Source organism: Burkholderia sp. SR8 (genome assembly GCF_052851275.1).
The window spans coordinates 1-15,607 of sequence record NZ_JAULUC010000044.1; the positions used below are offsets into that span (position 1 = coordinate 1).

The 15,607-nt window shown below is 66.3% G+C and carries 13 protein-coding genes; 12 read left to right on the forward strand and 1 reads right to left on the reverse strand.

The features are described from left to right. The first annotated feature begins 303 nt into the window (after positions 1–303). From Q3A80_RS30945 to Q3A80_RS30955, 3 genes are all read left to right on the forward strand, one after another. Positions 304–402 carry a hypothetical protein gene (locus tag Q3A80_RS30945; RefSeq protein ID WP_368042230.1) on the forward strand — a complete coding sequence of 33 codons (99 nt, stop codon included), beginning with the start codon at positions 304–306 and terminating at the stop codon, positions 400–402. 926 nt (positions 403–1,328) lie between these two features. Further along, positions 1,329–1,526, forward strand: coding sequence for a CPCC family cysteine-rich protein (locus tag Q3A80_RS30950; RefSeq protein ID WP_446332581.1), 198 nt, complete (start codon positions 1,329–1,331; stop codon positions 1,524–1,526). Positions 1,527–1,795: 269 nt separating this feature from the next. Continuing rightward, positions 1,796–3,556: a ShlB/FhaC/HecB family hemolysin secretion/activation protein gene (locus Q3A80_RS30955; protein ID WP_446332582.1), complete on the forward strand. Its 1,761-nt coding sequence runs from the start codon at positions 1,796–1,798 to the stop codon at positions 3,554–3,556. Positions 3,557–3,722: 166 nt separating this feature from the next. Here the strand turns inward: Q3A80_RS30955 and Q3A80_RS30960 are convergent, their stop codons facing one another. Then, positions 3,723–4,673, reverse strand: a complete 951-nt coding sequence (locus Q3A80_RS30960; RefSeq protein ID WP_446332583.1) for a LysR family transcriptional regulator — start codon at positions 4,671–4,673, stop codon at positions 3,723–3,725. 114 nt (positions 4,674–4,787) lie between these two features. On the opposite strand from Q3A80_RS30960, the gene Q3A80_RS30965 reads away from it, so the two are divergent. From Q3A80_RS30965 to Q3A80_RS31005, 9 genes are all read left to right on the forward strand, one after another. Further along, positions 4,788–6,539 carry an IlvD/Edd family dehydratase gene (locus Q3A80_RS30965; RefSeq protein ID WP_446332584.1) on the forward strand — a complete coding sequence of 584 codons (1,752 nt, stop codon included), beginning with the start codon at positions 4,788–4,790 and terminating at the stop codon, positions 6,537–6,539. A 334-nt stretch (positions 6,540–6,873) separates the two neighbouring features. After that, entirely contained in the window at positions 6,874–8,232 is a 1,359-nt protein-coding gene (locus Q3A80_RS30970; protein ID WP_446332585.1) for an MFS transporter, read from the forward strand. Positions 8,233–8,282: 50 nt separating this feature from the next. Continuing rightward, positions 8,283–9,212 (forward strand): dihydrodipicolinate synthase family protein, encoded by a 930-nt coding sequence (locus tag Q3A80_RS30975; protein ID WP_446332586.1) that lies wholly within the window; start codon positions 8,283–8,285, stop codon positions 9,210–9,212. A gap of 24 nt (positions 9,213–9,236) precedes the next feature. Then, the gene (locus tag Q3A80_RS30980; RefSeq protein WP_446332587.1) at positions 9,237–10,166 is read left to right on the forward strand and encodes a Gfo/Idh/MocA family protein; all 930 of its coding nucleotides are present in this window, start codon (positions 9,237–9,239) and stop codon (positions 10,164–10,166) included. Between the two features lie 82 nt (positions 10,167–10,248). Further along, a complete protein-coding gene (locus Q3A80_RS30985) occupies positions 10,249–11,262 on the forward strand; it encodes an arabinose ABC transporter substrate-binding protein (RefSeq protein ID WP_446332588.1) in 1,014 nt (337 codons plus the stop codon). Between the two features lie 20 nt (positions 11,263–11,282). Beyond that, a complete protein-coding gene (gene araG, locus Q3A80_RS30990; protein ID WP_446332589.1) occupies positions 11,283–12,845 on the forward strand; it encodes an L-arabinose ABC transporter ATP-binding protein AraG in 1,563 nt (520 codons plus the stop codon). A 31-nt stretch (positions 12,846–12,876) separates the two neighbouring features. Continuing rightward, positions 12,877–13,902 (forward strand): L-arabinose ABC transporter permease AraH, encoded by a 1,026-nt coding sequence (araH, locus tag Q3A80_RS30995; RefSeq protein ID WP_446332590.1) that lies wholly within the window; start codon positions 12,877–12,879, stop codon positions 13,900–13,902. A gap of 51 nt (positions 13,903–13,953) precedes the next feature. Then, the gene (locus Q3A80_RS31000) at positions 13,954–14,856 is read left to right on the forward strand and encodes an SMP-30/gluconolactonase/LRE family protein (RefSeq protein WP_446332591.1); all 903 of its coding nucleotides are present in this window, start codon (positions 13,954–13,956) and stop codon (positions 14,854–14,856) included. A gap of 180 nt (positions 14,857–15,036) precedes the next feature. Next, positions 15,037–15,537 (forward strand): MarR family winged helix-turn-helix transcriptional regulator, encoded by a 501-nt coding sequence (locus tag Q3A80_RS31005; RefSeq protein ID WP_446332592.1) that lies wholly within the window; start codon positions 15,037–15,039, stop codon positions 15,535–15,537. Positions 15,538–15,607: the final 70 nt, after the last annotated feature.

Genomic DNA, 15,607 nt, shown 5'->3' on the forward strand with positions numbered 1-15,607 from the left:
GGTCGGCGACTGGATTACCGCGATCATTCCCGATCAGGCAAAGGGGCTGGTTGATTACATTTTCACAGCGACTGGCGGCAACAAGGTATTTGATACGACGGGCGCGTCTGCGCCGCCCAACATGTCCCCTGACGGAGCGGGTCGGAGCGGCGCATTTAATGAAGCCAAACGTGCGGCCGGTATTCCTGTGAGTCAACAACCAAGCGCGGTCTATCCGAACACTGACAAGCGAGGGAACCCACAGCCGGGATATCAGTACGAATATACGGTCCCGGCCCCGGGAGGCGGTACACAAACGGTTACATTCGTGACGATGCGGGCGGGCACTACTTCGGCGAAGGCAACTCACAAAATCGCGGACCGCATTTTAACGATCCGGCGGGGAATCATTATGACTATTGAGTTGGCGGTGCAATCTAGACAGGACGCGTTCGCTGGCGATCCACTTGTCATGTTGCGACGCGACGTGTTTTCCAGTCAAATCCGTCTTGCGACGGCTGAATGGACAGTGGCGCGCAATTCAGGTCCTGAGCCGTTCCAGCAAGTCCTGAATTCGGTGTTTTCGCAGATCACAGCGCGGCTGCCGAACCATGAAATATGGTTGCTTATCGGCGATACGGCTTGGCAGCCAGACACGAGAATCGTGCGTTATCGGAAGAAGTTCAACGCGCTAAAAGCGCAAGGCGTAGCTTTTGAAGCTATCACGGACCGCTTCGAATACGCTATCGAGAACGACGGTAAGTTGAAGTTTTTCGGTGCTGTCCATCTTGATGAATCGGTCTTAATGACCGTGCCGCTGACGATGCCACCGCGCGCATGCACCTATGTCGTCGCTCAACCGAAAGGCATCGAGAAACCGTTTGCGCTGTCGTCTGGATGGACCGGGCAATGGAATGCTGATGCAGCTCTTATTGAAATGATCGCGCAGTGTGGCGGCATCGCGTTTCAACGCGTTGGATTTTTTGACGATCCCGAAGTAGGCTTGTTAGCGGTCGGGAACCCCGACGCGCTTGCGCGAATTTTGTCTTGATGGATCTGTCGCTTCGCATATTTTCTGGCCGTAAAACTGGGTCCGAGCGGTACCTGGATGAGTGCAACATAGGCACCCATTCTGGGAATGCCCGAGTTTCAATCGCTTGCGCGGTGCTAAGCCGGCGGGTCAATGAAATGACAATTATCGGGCATTTCGAGAAGTTCCTTGGACCTATTCAACAAGGGTGGTGTGAAAAAATGCGCAAGCAGACGAACCTCGCTTGATGATCCGGTTACAGGCGAAAAGATGCCAACGACGAACGGTATTATTCACTACAGTAAGGACGCGGTTCATAATGGCAAATCACTTGCGCTGCCCATGTTGCGAGAGCCCAACCATAGGCGTACGAGGCGATTATGAAATCTGTCGAGATTGCGGCTGGGAGGACGATCCAGTGCAATCAGATGATCCGGCATTTGCGGGCGGCGCTAACCGAAGTAGCCTTAATGAGGCTCGCGAGAATTGGCGGACGACGAAAACAAAGGTGCATTAAAGGAGAGATCCAACCCGCAAAATCGGAAATGTGGGAGAACCACGTCGGCGTAGTTGATGGGACTGAGTCACGAATCCGTTCCCGCCTATGATGGTGAATAGGAATTTGTGTCTCGGTGGCCGCAAGTCCATGCAAAAGTATCCGTATCGCAAACCGGGATATTGAGGCATGGGTGACCCGGATTTCGAAGACCTTGTGTTTACGATTGAGATCGGCAAAGTGGCCAAATAGCCACGTGGTATCGAGCCAGCATAAAAACTAATCACCAAATGACAATAACCAAACAGCTGGCGACTGTGCCGCTCGCCGCTTTGATGGCAATCACCGTTCAGGCACAGCAAGCCCCGACGCCCGCCGACCAAGCTGCGGCCGCTCGCGCGAACGCGGAGCAGGATCGCCAGGCGCAACAGCAACGCGACGCGCAGCAGCGCGACGCTGCTGTGCATGCGCCTTCGGTTCGTTCCGAGGTGCCACGTGTCGAAGCATATCCGGCGATTCCGGTCGAAACGCCCTGCTTTTGGATCGATCGATTTGCGCTGGACGTACCGGACGCGTTGCCCAGCGCAGTGAAGGCGCAAGGCGCGTCGGCATTGCCGCTCGATCGCTTCGCGTTCGCACGCGAATGGCTCGAACATTACTCGGGTGCGTGCATCGGCAAGCAAGGTATCGATGTGCTGGTTAAGGGCTTGTCGCAAGGGGTCCTTGCGCGTGGGTATGTCACCACGCGCGTGCTTGTGCCCGAACAGGACCTGTCGACCGGTACCCTCAAGTTTTCACTGATCCCCGGCGTAATCCGTCACGTACGCTTCGCCGACGAAAAACTCCGCGGCACGTGGAAGACTGCCTTTCCGACCCACGATGGCGAACTGCTGAATCTGCGCGATCTCGAACAGGGCCTCGAGCAGATGAAGCGTGTGACAAGCCAGGACGTATCGATGCAGATCGTGCCGGCCGACGTGCCTGGCGAAAGCGATGTCGTGCTCGACGTGAAGCGCGGTCAGCCGTGGACCGTCGTCGCTTCGATAGACAACTCGGGCACGCGCGCGACCGGGCGCCTGCAGGGCAACCTGTCGCTCGGCATCGACAACCCGCTCGGCCTGAACGACATGTTCAACATCGGCGTGAGCCAGGATCTCGAACTCGGCGACAAGCGGCTCGGCTCGCATGGCTGGAACGGCTTCTACTCGATCCCGTGGGGCTACTGGACGGCAACGCTATCTGCGTACACGAGCACGTATTACCAGCAGATCGCCGGCGTGAACCAGACGTTCATCGCGAGCGGCAACTCGAAGACGGTCGATTTCAAGCTGAATCGCGTGCTGTCGCGCAGCCAGAACGATGTGTTCGGCGCGCAGTTCCGTTTATCGCGCCGCTTCGGGCAAAGCTTCATCGAAGACACGGAAATTCCGCAGCAGCGCCGCAACAACACGTTTGTCGAATTCGGGCTGACGGATCGCCACTACTTCGGTAACGCGCAGTTCGACGGGACGCTCGCGTACCGTCACGGTATCGGTGCGTTCGGCGCGCAGGATGACATTCTCGCGGCAGATGGCGGTCCGACCTACCGCTACAGGATGGCGGTGCTCGACGCGAATCTGTCGGTGCCGTTCGCCATCGCGCAGCAGTCCTTCCGCTACGTGACGACGTTCCACGGCCAGTACACGGGCAACACGCTGTACTACATCGACGACCTGACGATCGGCAGCCGTTACACCGTGCGCGGATTCGACGGGGAAACGATGCTCGCGGCGTCCCGTGGCTTCTACTGGCGCAACGAACTGCAGGCACCGATCGGTCAAACCGGGCAGGCGGTGTATGCGGGCATCGACTACGGTCGCGTGTGGGGCTCCCAGCCGATCACCCTCGTTGGCACGCAGCTGGCGGGCGCCGTGATTGGCGTGAAGGGAAGCGTCGCGACTCGATTCGGTGCGTACGGTTATGACCTGTTTGCCGGCACGCCGATCTACAAGCCGTCCGGGTTTCCTACGGCACGCGTGACGGTCGGTTTTCAGGTCACCGCACAGTTCTGATGCAGGAAGCGCAATCCGATTACTCGGTCCGCCGCCGTCGGGGACGATGCCGGCGAGGACCAGGAACTGACGGCTCGCCTAGGCGCCTGAATCGTCGCGCCGTTGTCCGGAGCGACAAGCGTCGAACCGGTTACCCAGGCCGTGGCCGCGGAACCGGCCCCCGGCCTCACAACCCGATCCCGTAAACCTCCCGCGCCGCCGCCCGAATCGCCTCCGCCATCACCTCGACGGCCGGCGACGGCAGCCGATCCGTACGCGTGATGATTCCGAAATCGTCCATCCGGCAGTCCATCTCCAGCGGCAGCACCGTGACGATCCCGTGGCGCGCGTAGTACCGCGCGACGTCCTCCGCGAGCACCGCGATCATGTCGCTCTGCTCGATCAACTGCGTGATGAACAGCAGCGCGGCCGTCTCGACGACGTTCGCCGGCGGCGCGAGGCTCGCGCGCTGGAACACGAGCTCGAACCGGTGGCGCAGCACGCTGCCGGCCGGCGGCATCACCCACGCGGCGCGCTGCACGTCGGCGAGCGACAGCGGCGCCTGCGCGAGCAGCGGATGGTCGGGCCGCACGACCGCGGCGACCGGCTCGCCGGTCAGCGGCTCGTAGCGCAGGTGCAGCTTGTCGTGTTCGGCGGACAGCCGGCCGAGCACGATGTCGAGCTTGTCCTGCGCGAGGTGTTCGAGCAGCGCGTTGCTCGTGTCGATCGCGACGGACACCCGCACGTTCGCATGTGTCCCCTTCACGGCCGCGACGGCCGGCGGCACGAGCCGCAATCCCGGCGACGTGATCGCGCCCACCGCCACGTGCCCGAGATGGCCGGCCTTCAGCGCGGCCAGTTCCTCGCGCGCCTGGTCGAGGCTGCCGAGCGCCGCGCGCGCGTGGCGGATCAGCGCGTCGCCGTACAGCGTCGGCCGCATCCCGCGCGGCAGCCGCTCGAACAGCACCGCGCCGATCGATTCCTCCAGCTCGCGCAGCAGCTTCGACGCGGCCGGCTGCGTCATGTTCAGCGCGGCCGCCGCGCGGTGAATGCTGCCTTCGTCGGCGAGCGCGACGACCAGCAGCAACTGGCGTGTCTTCAGGCGATTGCGGTTTCCCCACGGGCTGGCTTCGGTCATCGTACGGGTTTATATCGATATCGGAATCGATATCGTAATCGCCAAAAACGTCATTAGCGAGTTATCAAAATTCTGCCTAGACTGCGCCGGTATCCCGTCACCACAGGACTGACGATGTCGGCAACAAAACCCAGGCTGCGCTCCACCCAATGGTTCGGCACGAACGACAAGAACGGCTTCATGTACCGGAGCTGGATGAAGAACCAGGGCATTCCCGATCACGAATTCGACGGCCGGCCGATCATCGGCATCTGCAACACGTGGTCCGAACTGACGCCGTGCAACGCACACTTCCGCAAGCTCGCCGAGCACGTGAAGCGCGGAATCTCCGAAGCAGGCGGCTTCCCGGTCGAGTTCCCGGTGTTCTCGAACGGCGAATCGAACCTGCGGCCGTCCGCGATGCTCACGCGCAATCTTGCGTCGATGGACGTCGAGGAAGCGATCCGCGGCAACCCGATCGACGCGGTCGTGCTGCTCGCCGGCTGCGACAAGACGACGCCCGCACTGCTGATGGGCGCGGCGAGCTGCGACGTGCCGGCGATCGTGGTGTCGGGCGGCCCGATGCTGAACGGCAAGCTCGAAGGCAAGAACATCGGCTCGGGCACCGCCGTGTGGCAGCTGCATGAAGCGCTGAAGGCCGGCGAGATCGACCTGCATCACTTCCTGTCGGCCGAAGCCGGCATGTCGCGCTCGGCCGGCACCTGCAACACGATGGGCACCGCGTCGACGATGGCGTGCATGGCCGAGGCGCTCGGCGTCGCGCTGCCGCACAACGCGGCGATTCCGGCGGTCGATTCGCGCCGCTACGTGCTCGCGCACATGTCCGGCATCCGCATCGTCGAGATGGCGCTCGAAGGGCTCGTGCTGTCGAAGGTGCTGACGCGCGCCGCGTTCGAGAACGCGATCCGTGCGAACGCGGCGATCGGCGGCTCGACCAACGCGGTGATCCACCTGAAGGCGATCGCCGGCCGCATCGGCGTGCCGCTGGAACTCGAGGACTGGATGCGCATCGGCCGCGGCACGCCGACGATCGTCGATCTGATGCCGTCGGGGCGCTTCCTGATGGAGGAGTTCTATTACGCGGGCGGGCTGCCGGCCGTGCTGCGCCGGCTCGGCGAAGCCGGGCTGCTGCCGCATCCGGACGCGCTGACCGTCAACGGCAAGTCGCTGTGGGACAACGTGCGCGAAGCGCCGAACTACGACGAAGAAGTGATCCGCCCGCTCGACCGGCCGCTGATCGCGGACGGCGGGATCTGCATCCTGCGCGGCAATCTCGCGCCGCGCGGTGCGGTGCTGAAGCCGTCGGCGGCGAGCCCCGAGCTGCTGAAGCATCGCGGCCGCGCGGTGGTGTTCGAGAACCTCGAGCACTACAAGGCGACGATCAACGACGAGGCGCTCGACGTGGACGCCAGCTCGGTGATGGTGCTGAAGAACTGCGGGCCGCGCGGGTATCCGGGGATGGCCGAGGTCGGCAACATGGGTCTGCCGCCGAAGCTGCTGCGCCAGGGCGTGAAGGACATGGTGCGGATCTCGGATGCGCGGATGAGCGGCACCGCGTACGGCACGGTCGTGCTGCACGTCGCGCCGGAAGCCGCTGCCGGCGGGCCGCTCGCAGCAGTGCGCAACGGCGACTGGATCGAACTCGATTGCGAGGCCGGCACGCTGCATCTGGACATTACGGACGAAGAACTGCAGCGCCGGCTGTCGGACGTCGATCCGACTGCGGCGCCGGGTGTCGCCGGGCAGTTGGGCAAGGGCGGGTACGCGCGGCTTTACATCGATCACGTGCTGCAGGCCGACGAGGGGTGCGACCTCGACTTCCTGGTCGGCACGCGCGGTGCGGACGTGCCGAGTCATTCGCATTGAGCGGCGGGCGGGTGCATACGGAAACGGACCGCGGCTGGGCCTGAGGGAAACAGGGTGACGCGCTGGATGCGGTCGGGCGCGAAGAAAGGCGGGCTGGGTAAGGGCCTAAAGCGCAAACGCAGACTGGCCGTGAAGCACGGGGTCTGCGCATGCACTAAAGCGCGAACGCAGACCGACCGCGAAGCATGGGGCGTATGCAAGCGCTCAAGCGCTAACGTATGTCGACCGCGAAGCATGGGACGTACGCAAGCGCTAAAGCGCTAACGCAGACCGACCGCGAAGCATGGGACGTACGTAAGCGCTAAAGCGCTAACGTACGTCGACAGGAGACAAGATGACGACGCAGTACACGCCCGCGCAAGCCACGGCGGAACAGTCCGATTCACCGGCAGCCGTCGACGAACGGCAACTGACCCGCCTGCTCACGCGCAAGCTGGTGCCGTTCCTCGCGCTGATCTACGTGGTCGCCTACGTCGACCGTACCGTCGTCGGCTTCGCGAAGCTGCACATGAACGCGGCGATCGGCCTCGGCGACGCCGCGTACGGACTCGGCGCCGGCCTGTTCTTCATCGGCTACTTCCTGTGCGAGGTGCCGAGCAACCTCGCGCTCGAACGCTTCGGCGCCCGCGTGTGGTTCGCGCGCATCCTCGCGACGTGGGGCGCGATCACGATGGCGATGGCGCTCGTGCAGGGGCCGACCAGCTTCTACGTGCTGCGCTTCCTGCTCGGCGCGGCCGAAGCCGGCCTCTATCCCGGCATCCTGTACTTCCTCACGCAATGGTTCCCGATGCGCGACCGTGCGCGCGTGATCGGCCTGCTCGTGCTCGCGCAGCCGCTCGCCGGCATCGTGACGGGCCCGCTCGCCGGCTGGCTGCTGTCCACGCACGGGCTGTTCGGGCTGTCCGACTGGCAGACGCTGTTCGTCGTCAGCGGCCTGCCGGCCGTGCTGCTCGCATGGCCCACGCTGCGGCTGCTGCCGGAGTCGCCCGCGCATGCGCGCTGGCTGAACGACGACGAACGCCGCTGGATCGCGCGGCAGCTCGCCGCTGACCGCGACACGTATCGCCCCGATTCGCACGGCAATCCGCTCGCCGCATTGCGCGACCGCCGCGTGCTGCTGCTCGCCGCACTGTTCCTGCCGTTTCCGCTGTGCATCTACGGGCTGTCGCTGTGGCTGCCGACGATCATCCACGCATTCGGCACCGGCGATGCGGCGACCGGGCTGCTGTCCGCGGTGCCGTACCTGTTCGCAGTGGTCGGCCTGCTCGTCGTGCCGCGCCATTCGGATCGCAAGCGCGAACGCTACTGGCACATCGTCGTCGTCTCGGCGGCGGCCGCGGTCACGATGGCCGCGAGCGCGTGGGTGCGGCAACCGGCGCTGCAGTTCCTGTTCATCTGCCTGACCGCGTTCTCGCTCTATTCGATCCAGGCCGTCGTGTGGGCGCTGCCCGGCGAATTCCTGACCGGCACGAGCGCGGCGGTCGGTATCGCGGCGATCAATTCGCTCGCGAATCTCGGCGGCTACTTCGGGCCGTACGGGATCGGGCTGATCAAGGCATCGACCGGCAGCCTCGCGGCCGGCCTGTATTTTCTCGCGGCGACGCTGCTGTTCGCGGTACTGATGACGTTCGTGGTCCGCGCCGCGCTGCGCGCGCCCGAGCCGGCCTCGGGCGCGTTCGCCGGCGAATCGTGAACGCATTGTTTTCCGGCTGAACGCCGTTTCGACTGACGCAGGACCGAACCATGACATCGAGCAGCACACCGCGCTACCGCGGCATCTTCCCCGTCGTCCCGACGACGTTTACCGACACCGGCGAGCTCGACCTCGCGAGCCAGAAACGCGCGGTCGATTTCATGATCGACGCAGGCTCGGACGGCCTGTGCATCCTCGCGAACTTCTCCGAGCAGTTCGCGGTCACCGACGACGAGCGCGACGTGCTCACGCGCACGATCCTCGAACACGTCGCCGGCCGCGTGCCGGTGATCGTCACGACGTCGCACTACAGCACGCAGGTCTGCGCGGCGCGCAGCCTGCGCGCGCAGCAGCTCGGCGCGGCGATGGTCATGGCGATGCCGCCGTACCACGGCGCGACGTTCCGCGTGCCCGAGGCGCAGATCTTCGATTTCTTTGCACGCGTGTCGGATGCGATCGACATTCCGATCATGATCCAGGACGCGCCCGCGAGCGGCACCGCGCTGTCCGCGCCGTTCCTTGCGCGGATGGCCCGCGAGATCGAGCAGGTCGCGTACTTCAAGATCGAGACGCCCGGTGCCGCGAACAAGCTGCGCGAGCTGATCCGGCTCGGCGGCGACGCGATCGAAGGGCCGTGGGACGGCGAGGAAGCGATCACGCTGCTCGCCGACCTGCATGCGGGCGCGACGGGCGCGATGACGGGCGGCGGGTTTCCGGACGGCATCCGGCCGATCCTCGAAGCGTTCCGCGAAGGGCGGCACGACGATGCGTTCGCGCATTACCAGACGTGGCTGCCGCTGATCAATCACGAGAACCGCCAGTCCGGGATCCTGACCGCGAAGGCGCTGATGCGCGAAGGCGGTGTGATCGCGTGCGAGCGGCCGCGGCATCCGATGCCGGAACTGCACCCGGACACGCGTGCGGAGCTGGTCGCGATCGCGCGCCGGCTCGATCCGCTCGTGCTGCGCTGGGCGCGCTGAGCGAATGGCGAAGGAGAAACGCAAATGAGCAACGTGATTTCGCTGGGCGTGATCGGGATCGGCAAGATCGCGCGCGATCAGCATCTGCCGGCGATCGCCGCCGAGCCGGGCTTCAAGTTGACCGCCTGTGCGAGCCGTCACGCGGAGGTCAACGGCGTCCGCAATTATCCTGACCTGACCGCGCTGCTGGCCGCCGAGCGAGAGCTCGACGCGGTGTCGCTGTGCGCGCCGCCGCAAGTGCGCTACGCTCAGGCGCGCGCCGCGCTCGAGGCCGGCAAGCACGTGATGCTGGAAAAGCCGCCGGGCGCGACCCTCGGTGAAGTGGCCGCGCTGGACGCGCTCGCGCGCGAACGCGGCCTCACGCTGTTCGCGACGTGGCATTCGCGCTGCGCGAGCGCGGTCGAACCGGCGCGCGCATGGCTCGCGTCGCGCACGATCCGCGCGGTGCAGGTGCGCTGGAAGGAAGACGTGCGACGCTGGCATCCGGGGCAGCAGTGGATCTGGGAGCCGGGCGGCCTCGGCGTGTTCGATCCGGGCATCAACGCGCTGTCGATCGTCACGCGGATCCTGCCGCGCGAGCTCGTGCTGCGCGAAGCGACGCTCTATGTGCCGAGCGACGCGCAGATGCCGATCGCGGCCGAACTCGATTGCGCGGATACGGACGGCGTGCCGGTGCGCGCGGAATTCGACTGGCGCCACGGCCCGGTCGAGCAGTGGGAGATCGCGGTCGACACGTCGGACGGCGTGCTCGCGATCAGCCGCGGCGGCGCGCAGTTGTCGATCGACGGCGCGCCGGTCGAGATCGGGCCGGAGCGCGAATATCCGGCGCTGTATGCGCATTTCCGCGCGCTGATCGCGCGCGGCGAAAGCGACGTCGACGTCCGGCCGTTGCGGCTCGTCGCCGACGCGTTCCTGTTCGGGCGGCGCGTCGGAACCGACGCGTTCGGCCGCTGACAACGTGCCGGCGCGCGCGACGACGAGCGTGACCGCCACGACGAGTATTGAAGACCCAAGCCAATAGACAAGGAGACACCGCATGAACCGCACGAATCGAACGATCCGCCGACACACCCTGCGCGCGCTGCTCGCCGCGCTTTGCATCGCGCCGCTGGGGATGCAGGGCGCCGCACACGCCGACACGCCGCTGAAGATCGGCTTCCTGGTGAAGATGCCCGAGCAGGCATGGTTCATCAACGAGCAGAACGCCGCGTCCGCGCTCGGCCAGAAGGAGAACTTCTCGGTCGTGAAGATCGGCACGCCGGACGGCGAGAAGGTGCTGGCCGCGATCGACAACCTCGGCTCGCAAGGCGCGCAAGGCTTCGTGATCTGCGCGCCCGACGTGCGTCTCGGGCCGGCGATCGCGTCGCGCGCGAAGCGCTACAACATGAAGTTCGTGACGGTCGACGACCAGCTCGTCGATTCGACCGGCAAACCGCTGCCGAACGTGCCGCACCTCGGGATGTCGGCGACCAAGATCGGCAACCAGGTCGGCCAGGCGATCTCCGACGAGATGAAGCGGCGCGGCTGGAAGCCCGAGGAAGTCGGCGCGCTGCGCGTCACCAACTACGAGCTGCCGACCGCGAAGCTGCGCACCGACGGCGCGACGCAGGCGCTGCTTGCAAACGGCTTTCGCAAGGAGAACATCTTCGATGCACCGCAGAAGACGACCGACGACGAAGGCGGCTTCAGCGCCGCAGCGCCCGTGCTCGCCCGCCATCCGAACGTGAAGAAGTGGGTGATCTACGCGCTGAACGAGGAAACCGTGCTCGGCGCGGTGCGCGCGACCGAACAGCTGCACATCCCGGCGGCCGACGTGATCGGCGTCGGCATCAACGGCGCGGGCGAGGCCTTCGCCGAATTCCAGAAGAAGGAGCCGACCGGCTTCTACGGGACGATCGCGGTCAGCTCGACGAACCACGGCAAGGACAGCACGCAGAACCTCGTCGACTGGATCCGCAACGGCAAGGTGCCGCCGGCCGACACGCAGACGAGCGGCAAGCTGATGACGCGCGCGAACTGGCAGGCCGTGCGCGCCGAACTCGGCATCTGAGCGTGCGGGGCGACGACGCAATGACGATGCAGACGATCACGGCCGTGTCGGGCAACGACGCCGCGGCCACGCTCGGCGCCGGTGCGCCGCCGCCCGGCGGCGCGCTGCTCGCGCTCGACGGCATCACGGTGACGTTCCCGGGCGTGCGTGCGCTCGACGGCGTGTCGCTGTCGGTGCGCGCGGGCGAAGTGCACGGACTGATGGGCGAGAACGGCGCGGGCAAGTCGACGCTGCTGAAGGTGCTGTCCGGCGTGAACCAGCCGCAGGCCGGCACGCTGACGCTGAACGGCACGGTGCAGCGCTTCGCGTCGACGCGCGCGGCGCTCGAGGCCGGCATCGCGATCATCTACCAGGAGCTGCATCTGGTGCCGGAGCTGACGGTCGCGGAGAACCTGATGCTCGGCCAGCTGCCGAGCCGGCTCGGCGTGGTCGACGAGCGCGCGCTCGCGGTGCGGGCGCTCGATGCGCTGGAGCGGCTCGGCGAGCACATCGATCCGGACATCCCGGTGAAGTACCTGTCGATCGGACAGCGCCAGATGATCGAGATCGGCAAGGCGCTGATGCGCGACGCGCGCGTGATCGCGTTCGACGAACCGACGAGTTCGCTGTCCGCGCGCGAGACGACGCAGCTGTTCCGCATCATCCGTTCGCTGCGCGCGGAAGGCCGCGCGATCATCTACGTCACGCACCGGATGGAGGAAGTCGACGCACTGTGCGATCGCGTGACCGTGTTCCGCGACGGCCGGCGGATCGAGACGTTCGAATCGGTTGCCGATCTCGATCGCGACCGGCTGATCGGCTGCATGGTCGGCCGCTCGATCGAGGACGTGTACGGCTACCGGCCGCGCACGGCCGGCGACGTGCTGATCGAGGCGAAGGGACTGACGGGCCCCGGCCTGTCGGAGCCGGTGTCGTTCACCGCGCGGCGCGGCGAGATCGTCGGCTTCTTCGGGCTCGTCGGCGCGGGCCGTTCCGAGCTGATGAAGCTGCTGTACGGCGCGGCGCGCCCGAGCGGCGGCCACGTCGAGCTGGGCGGCAAGCGCGTCGCGTTCGCGAGCCCGCGCGACGCGGTACGCGCCGGCATCGCGCTGTGCCCGGAAGACCGCAAGCAGGAAGGCATCGTCGCGATCGCGTCGGTGGCCGACAACCTGAACATCAGCGCGCGCCGCCATTTCAGCCCGGCGCGCGTACTGCTCGACGCGCGGCGCGAGCGCGAGCTTGCGCAGAAATACATCGAGCGCCTCGCGATCAAGACCCGCGACGGCGAAACGCCGATCGGCGCGCTGTCGGGCGGCAACCAGCAGAAGGTCGTGCTCGCGCGCTGGCTGGCCGAGCGCATCGACGTGTTCCTGATGGACGAGCCGACGCGCGGCATCGACGTCGGCGCGCGCGCGGAAATCTACAACCTGTTCTACGAACTCGCGGAAGCGGGCCGCACCGTCATCATCGTGTCGAGCGATCTGGCCGAGGTGATCGGCGTGTCGGACCGCATCATCGTGATGAAGGAAGGACGGATCGCGGGCGAAGTGCCGAAGGCGCAGGCGACGCCCGACGCGCTGATCAAGCTCGCGCTGCCGCGCTAGCGGCGAGCAGTCAAACCGGAAAGCAACTGATATGAGCCAGGCAATGCAACCCCAACGTACTTCTCCATCCCCGGATGCCGCCGCAGCGGCGACGCCCGCGCGCGCGCGCGGCGGCATGTGGCAGCTGATCAACCGCTCCGGCATCGTGATGGTGTTCCTCGTGCTGTTCGCGGTGCTGTCGCTGACCGTGCCGGACTTCCTCACGCCGCGCAACATCCAGGGCCTGCTGCTGTCGGTCACGCTGATCGGCTCGATCGCGGTGACGATGATGTTCGTGCTCGCGCTCGGCGAAGTCGACCTGTCGGTCGCGTCGATCGTCGCGTTCTCGGGCGTCGTCGCATCGACGCTGATCACCGCGACGCACAGCGTCGTGCTCGGTATCGCGGCCGGCGTGCTCGCGGGCGGCGCGGTCGGCCTCGTGAACGGCGTGCTGATCGCGCGCTGGCGGATCAACTCGCTGATCGTCACGCTCGCGATGATGGAGGTCGTGCGCGGGCTCGCCTTCATCACGTCGAACGGCGACGCGGTGATGATCTCCGAGGAGCGCTTCTTCGATCTCGGCGGCGGCTCGTTCCTCGGCATCTCGTATCCGATCTGGAGCAACATCGTCGGCTTCGTCGTGTTCGGCTTCCTGCTGCGCAAGACGGTGTTCGGCAAGAACGTGCTGGCCGTCGGCGGCAACGGCGAGGCCGCGCTGCTCGCGGGGCTGCCGGTGATGCGCATCAAGATCACGGTGTTCGTGCTGCAGGGGCTCGTGACCGGCTTCGCCGGCGTGATGCTCGCGTCGCGGATGAGCCTCGGCGACCCGAAGACGTCGGTCGGCCTCGAACTCGGCGTGATCTCCGCGTGCGTGCTCGGCGGCGTGTCGCTGACGGGCGGCGTCGCGACGATCTCCGGCGTGCTGGTCGGCGTGCTGATCATGGGCTCCGTGCAGGACGCGATGAGCCTGCTGAACGTGCCGACCTTTTACCAATATCTGATACGCGGCGGAATTCTGTTGCTCGCGGTGCTGTTCGACCAGTATCGTCGCAATCAGCGGCGCGCGATGAAGATCTGACTTCGACCCACGCGCGGCCGCCTGCATTGACGACGAATATCGGGAGACGGCATGCAACAGACTCAACCGGGCACGGCGGCGGCGCTGCTGGTCGACAGCCGCAACACGCTCGGCGAAGGCGCGACGTGGTGCGACGCGACGCACGCGCTGTACTGGACGGACATCGAAGGCGCGCAGCTGCGGCGCTGCCGCGCGGACGGCTCCGACGTCGCGCAGTGGCCGATGCCCGAGCGGCTCGCGTGCTTCGCGCTCACGCATGATCCCGACGTGCTGCTCGTCGGGCTCGCGACCCATCTCGCGTTCTTCGACCTGCGCAGCGGCGCGTTCACACGGATCGTCGACGTCGAGCCCGATCTGCCGACGCGGCTGAACGACGGCCGCTGCGATCCGTTCGGCGCGTTCGTGTTCGGGATGAAGGACGAAGGCGACGATCCGCCGCGCGCGATCGGCGCGTTCTATCGGCTCAATCCCGATCTCACGCTCGAGCGGCTTGCGCTGCCGGCGGCGGCGATCGCGAACAGCATCGCGTTCTCGCCGGACGGCACCAAGATGCATTTCTGCGATTCGATGGTGCGCGAGATTCTCGTCTGCGATTACCGCGCGGGCGGCGACGTGGCCAACGTGCGGCCGTTCGCGCGGCTGACCGATGCGGACGGCGACCCGGACGGGTCGACGACGGATCGCGACGGCGGGCTGTGGAATGCGCAGTGGGGCGGGCGGCGCGTGGTGCGTTACGGGCCGGACGGCGTCGAGACGGATCGCGTCGACGTGCCGACCGCACAGCCGAGTTGCGTTGCGATCGATGGCGAAGGGCGGTTGTACGTGACGAGTGCGCGCATCGGATTGAGCGACGATGCGCTGGCGACCGATGCCGATGCCGGCGGCGTGTTCGTCGCCCGCACGCGCTACGCAGGGCTGCCGACCGCACGGTTCGCGGGCAGGCTGCGCGGCTGACTCGCGTAGTCGCATACGGGTTCCCGTTCATGGGAGTCCGCCGACGCGGCGGTCCTCGCGGTCAGGCCCGCGATCCGCCGCACCTGTGACAGCGCACGGCGGCTTGCCCGCTTCGCCGAACACCCCGTTCATCTCCCCGCCTGCTGGTAAGATGGCCCGCAATTCCATCCTGCCCGCACCATGAGTTCCGCACCGACCAAGTCCGCGAATCCGAAGAACACCGCGAAGAACGCCCGCGCGACGGGCGACAAGCCGAAGGCGCGCGTGCAACAGCGCCTGACCTACGTGATCGGCGGCCTCGACCGGCTGCTGCGCCGTCACATGACCGACGCGCTCGCGCCGCTCGGCATCACGCTCGCGCAATACACGGCGCTGTCGGTGCTCGAGGCGCGCGGCGCGTCGTCGAACGCGCAGCTGGCCGAGCGCTCGTGGATCACGCCGCAATCGGCGAACGAGGTGATGAGCGTGATGGCCGCCCGCGGTTTCGTCACGCGCGAAGCCGACCCGTCGCACGGCCGCATCATCCTGCTGACGCTGACCGACGCAGGCGCGGCGATGCTGCGCGAATGCGAAGCCGTGCTGCGCCCGCTCGAGGCGCGCATGCTCGGCGACATCTCCGCCGACGACGCCGCGCACGTGCAGCGCGCGCTCGAACTGTTCTCGCGCAACCTGCGCGGCTGATCTCTTCCCGAACTCGCACGATACGGGCCCGCCAGGCCCGCGCTCACTTGGTCCGTGCCGTCGGCGGTCC

Bases quoted from the DNA above. Each gene is read 5' to 3' on its own strand.
- Q3A80_RS30985 (WP_446332588.1), top strand. From the start codon at position 10,249: ATGAACCGCACGAATCGAACGATCCGCCGACACACCCTGCGCGCGCTG.
- Q3A80_RS31000 (WP_446332591.1), top strand. From the start codon at position 13,954: ATGCAACAGACTCAACCGGGCACGGCGGCGGCGCTGCTGGTCGACAGC.
- araG (WP_446332589.1), top strand. From the start codon at position 11,283: ATGACGATGCAGACGATCACGGCCGTGTCGGGCAACGACGCCGCGGCC.
- Q3A80_RS30980 (WP_446332587.1), top strand. From the start codon at position 9,237: ATGAGCAACGTGATTTCGCTGGGCGTGATCGGGATCGGCAAGATCGCG.
- Q3A80_RS30955 (WP_446332582.1), top strand. From the start codon at position 1,796: ATGACAATAACCAAACAGCTGGCGACTGTGCCGCTCGCCGCTTTGATG.
- Q3A80_RS30950 (WP_446332581.1), top strand. From the start codon at position 1,329: ATGGCAAATCACTTGCGCTGCCCATGTTGCGAGAGCCCAACCATAGGC.
- Q3A80_RS30960 (WP_446332583.1), bottom strand. From the start codon at position 4,673: ATGACCGAAGCCAGCCCGTGGGGAAACCGCAATCGCCTGAAGACACGC.
- Q3A80_RS30965 (WP_446332584.1), top strand. From the start codon at position 4,788: ATGTCGGCAACAAAACCCAGGCTGCGCTCCACCCAATGGTTCGGCACG.
- Q3A80_RS30970 (WP_446332585.1), top strand. From the start codon at position 6,874: ATGACGACGCAGTACACGCCCGCGCAAGCCACGGCGGAACAGTCCGAT.
- araH (WP_446332590.1), top strand. From the start codon at position 12,877: ATGAGCCAGGCAATGCAACCCCAACGTACTTCTCCATCCCCGGATGCC.
- Q3A80_RS31005 (WP_446332592.1), top strand. From the start codon at position 15,037: ATGAGTTCCGCACCGACCAAGTCCGCGAATCCGAAGAACACCGCGAAG.
- Q3A80_RS30975 (WP_446332586.1), top strand. From the start codon at position 8,283: ATGACATCGAGCAGCACACCGCGCTACCGCGGCATCTTCCCCGTCGTC.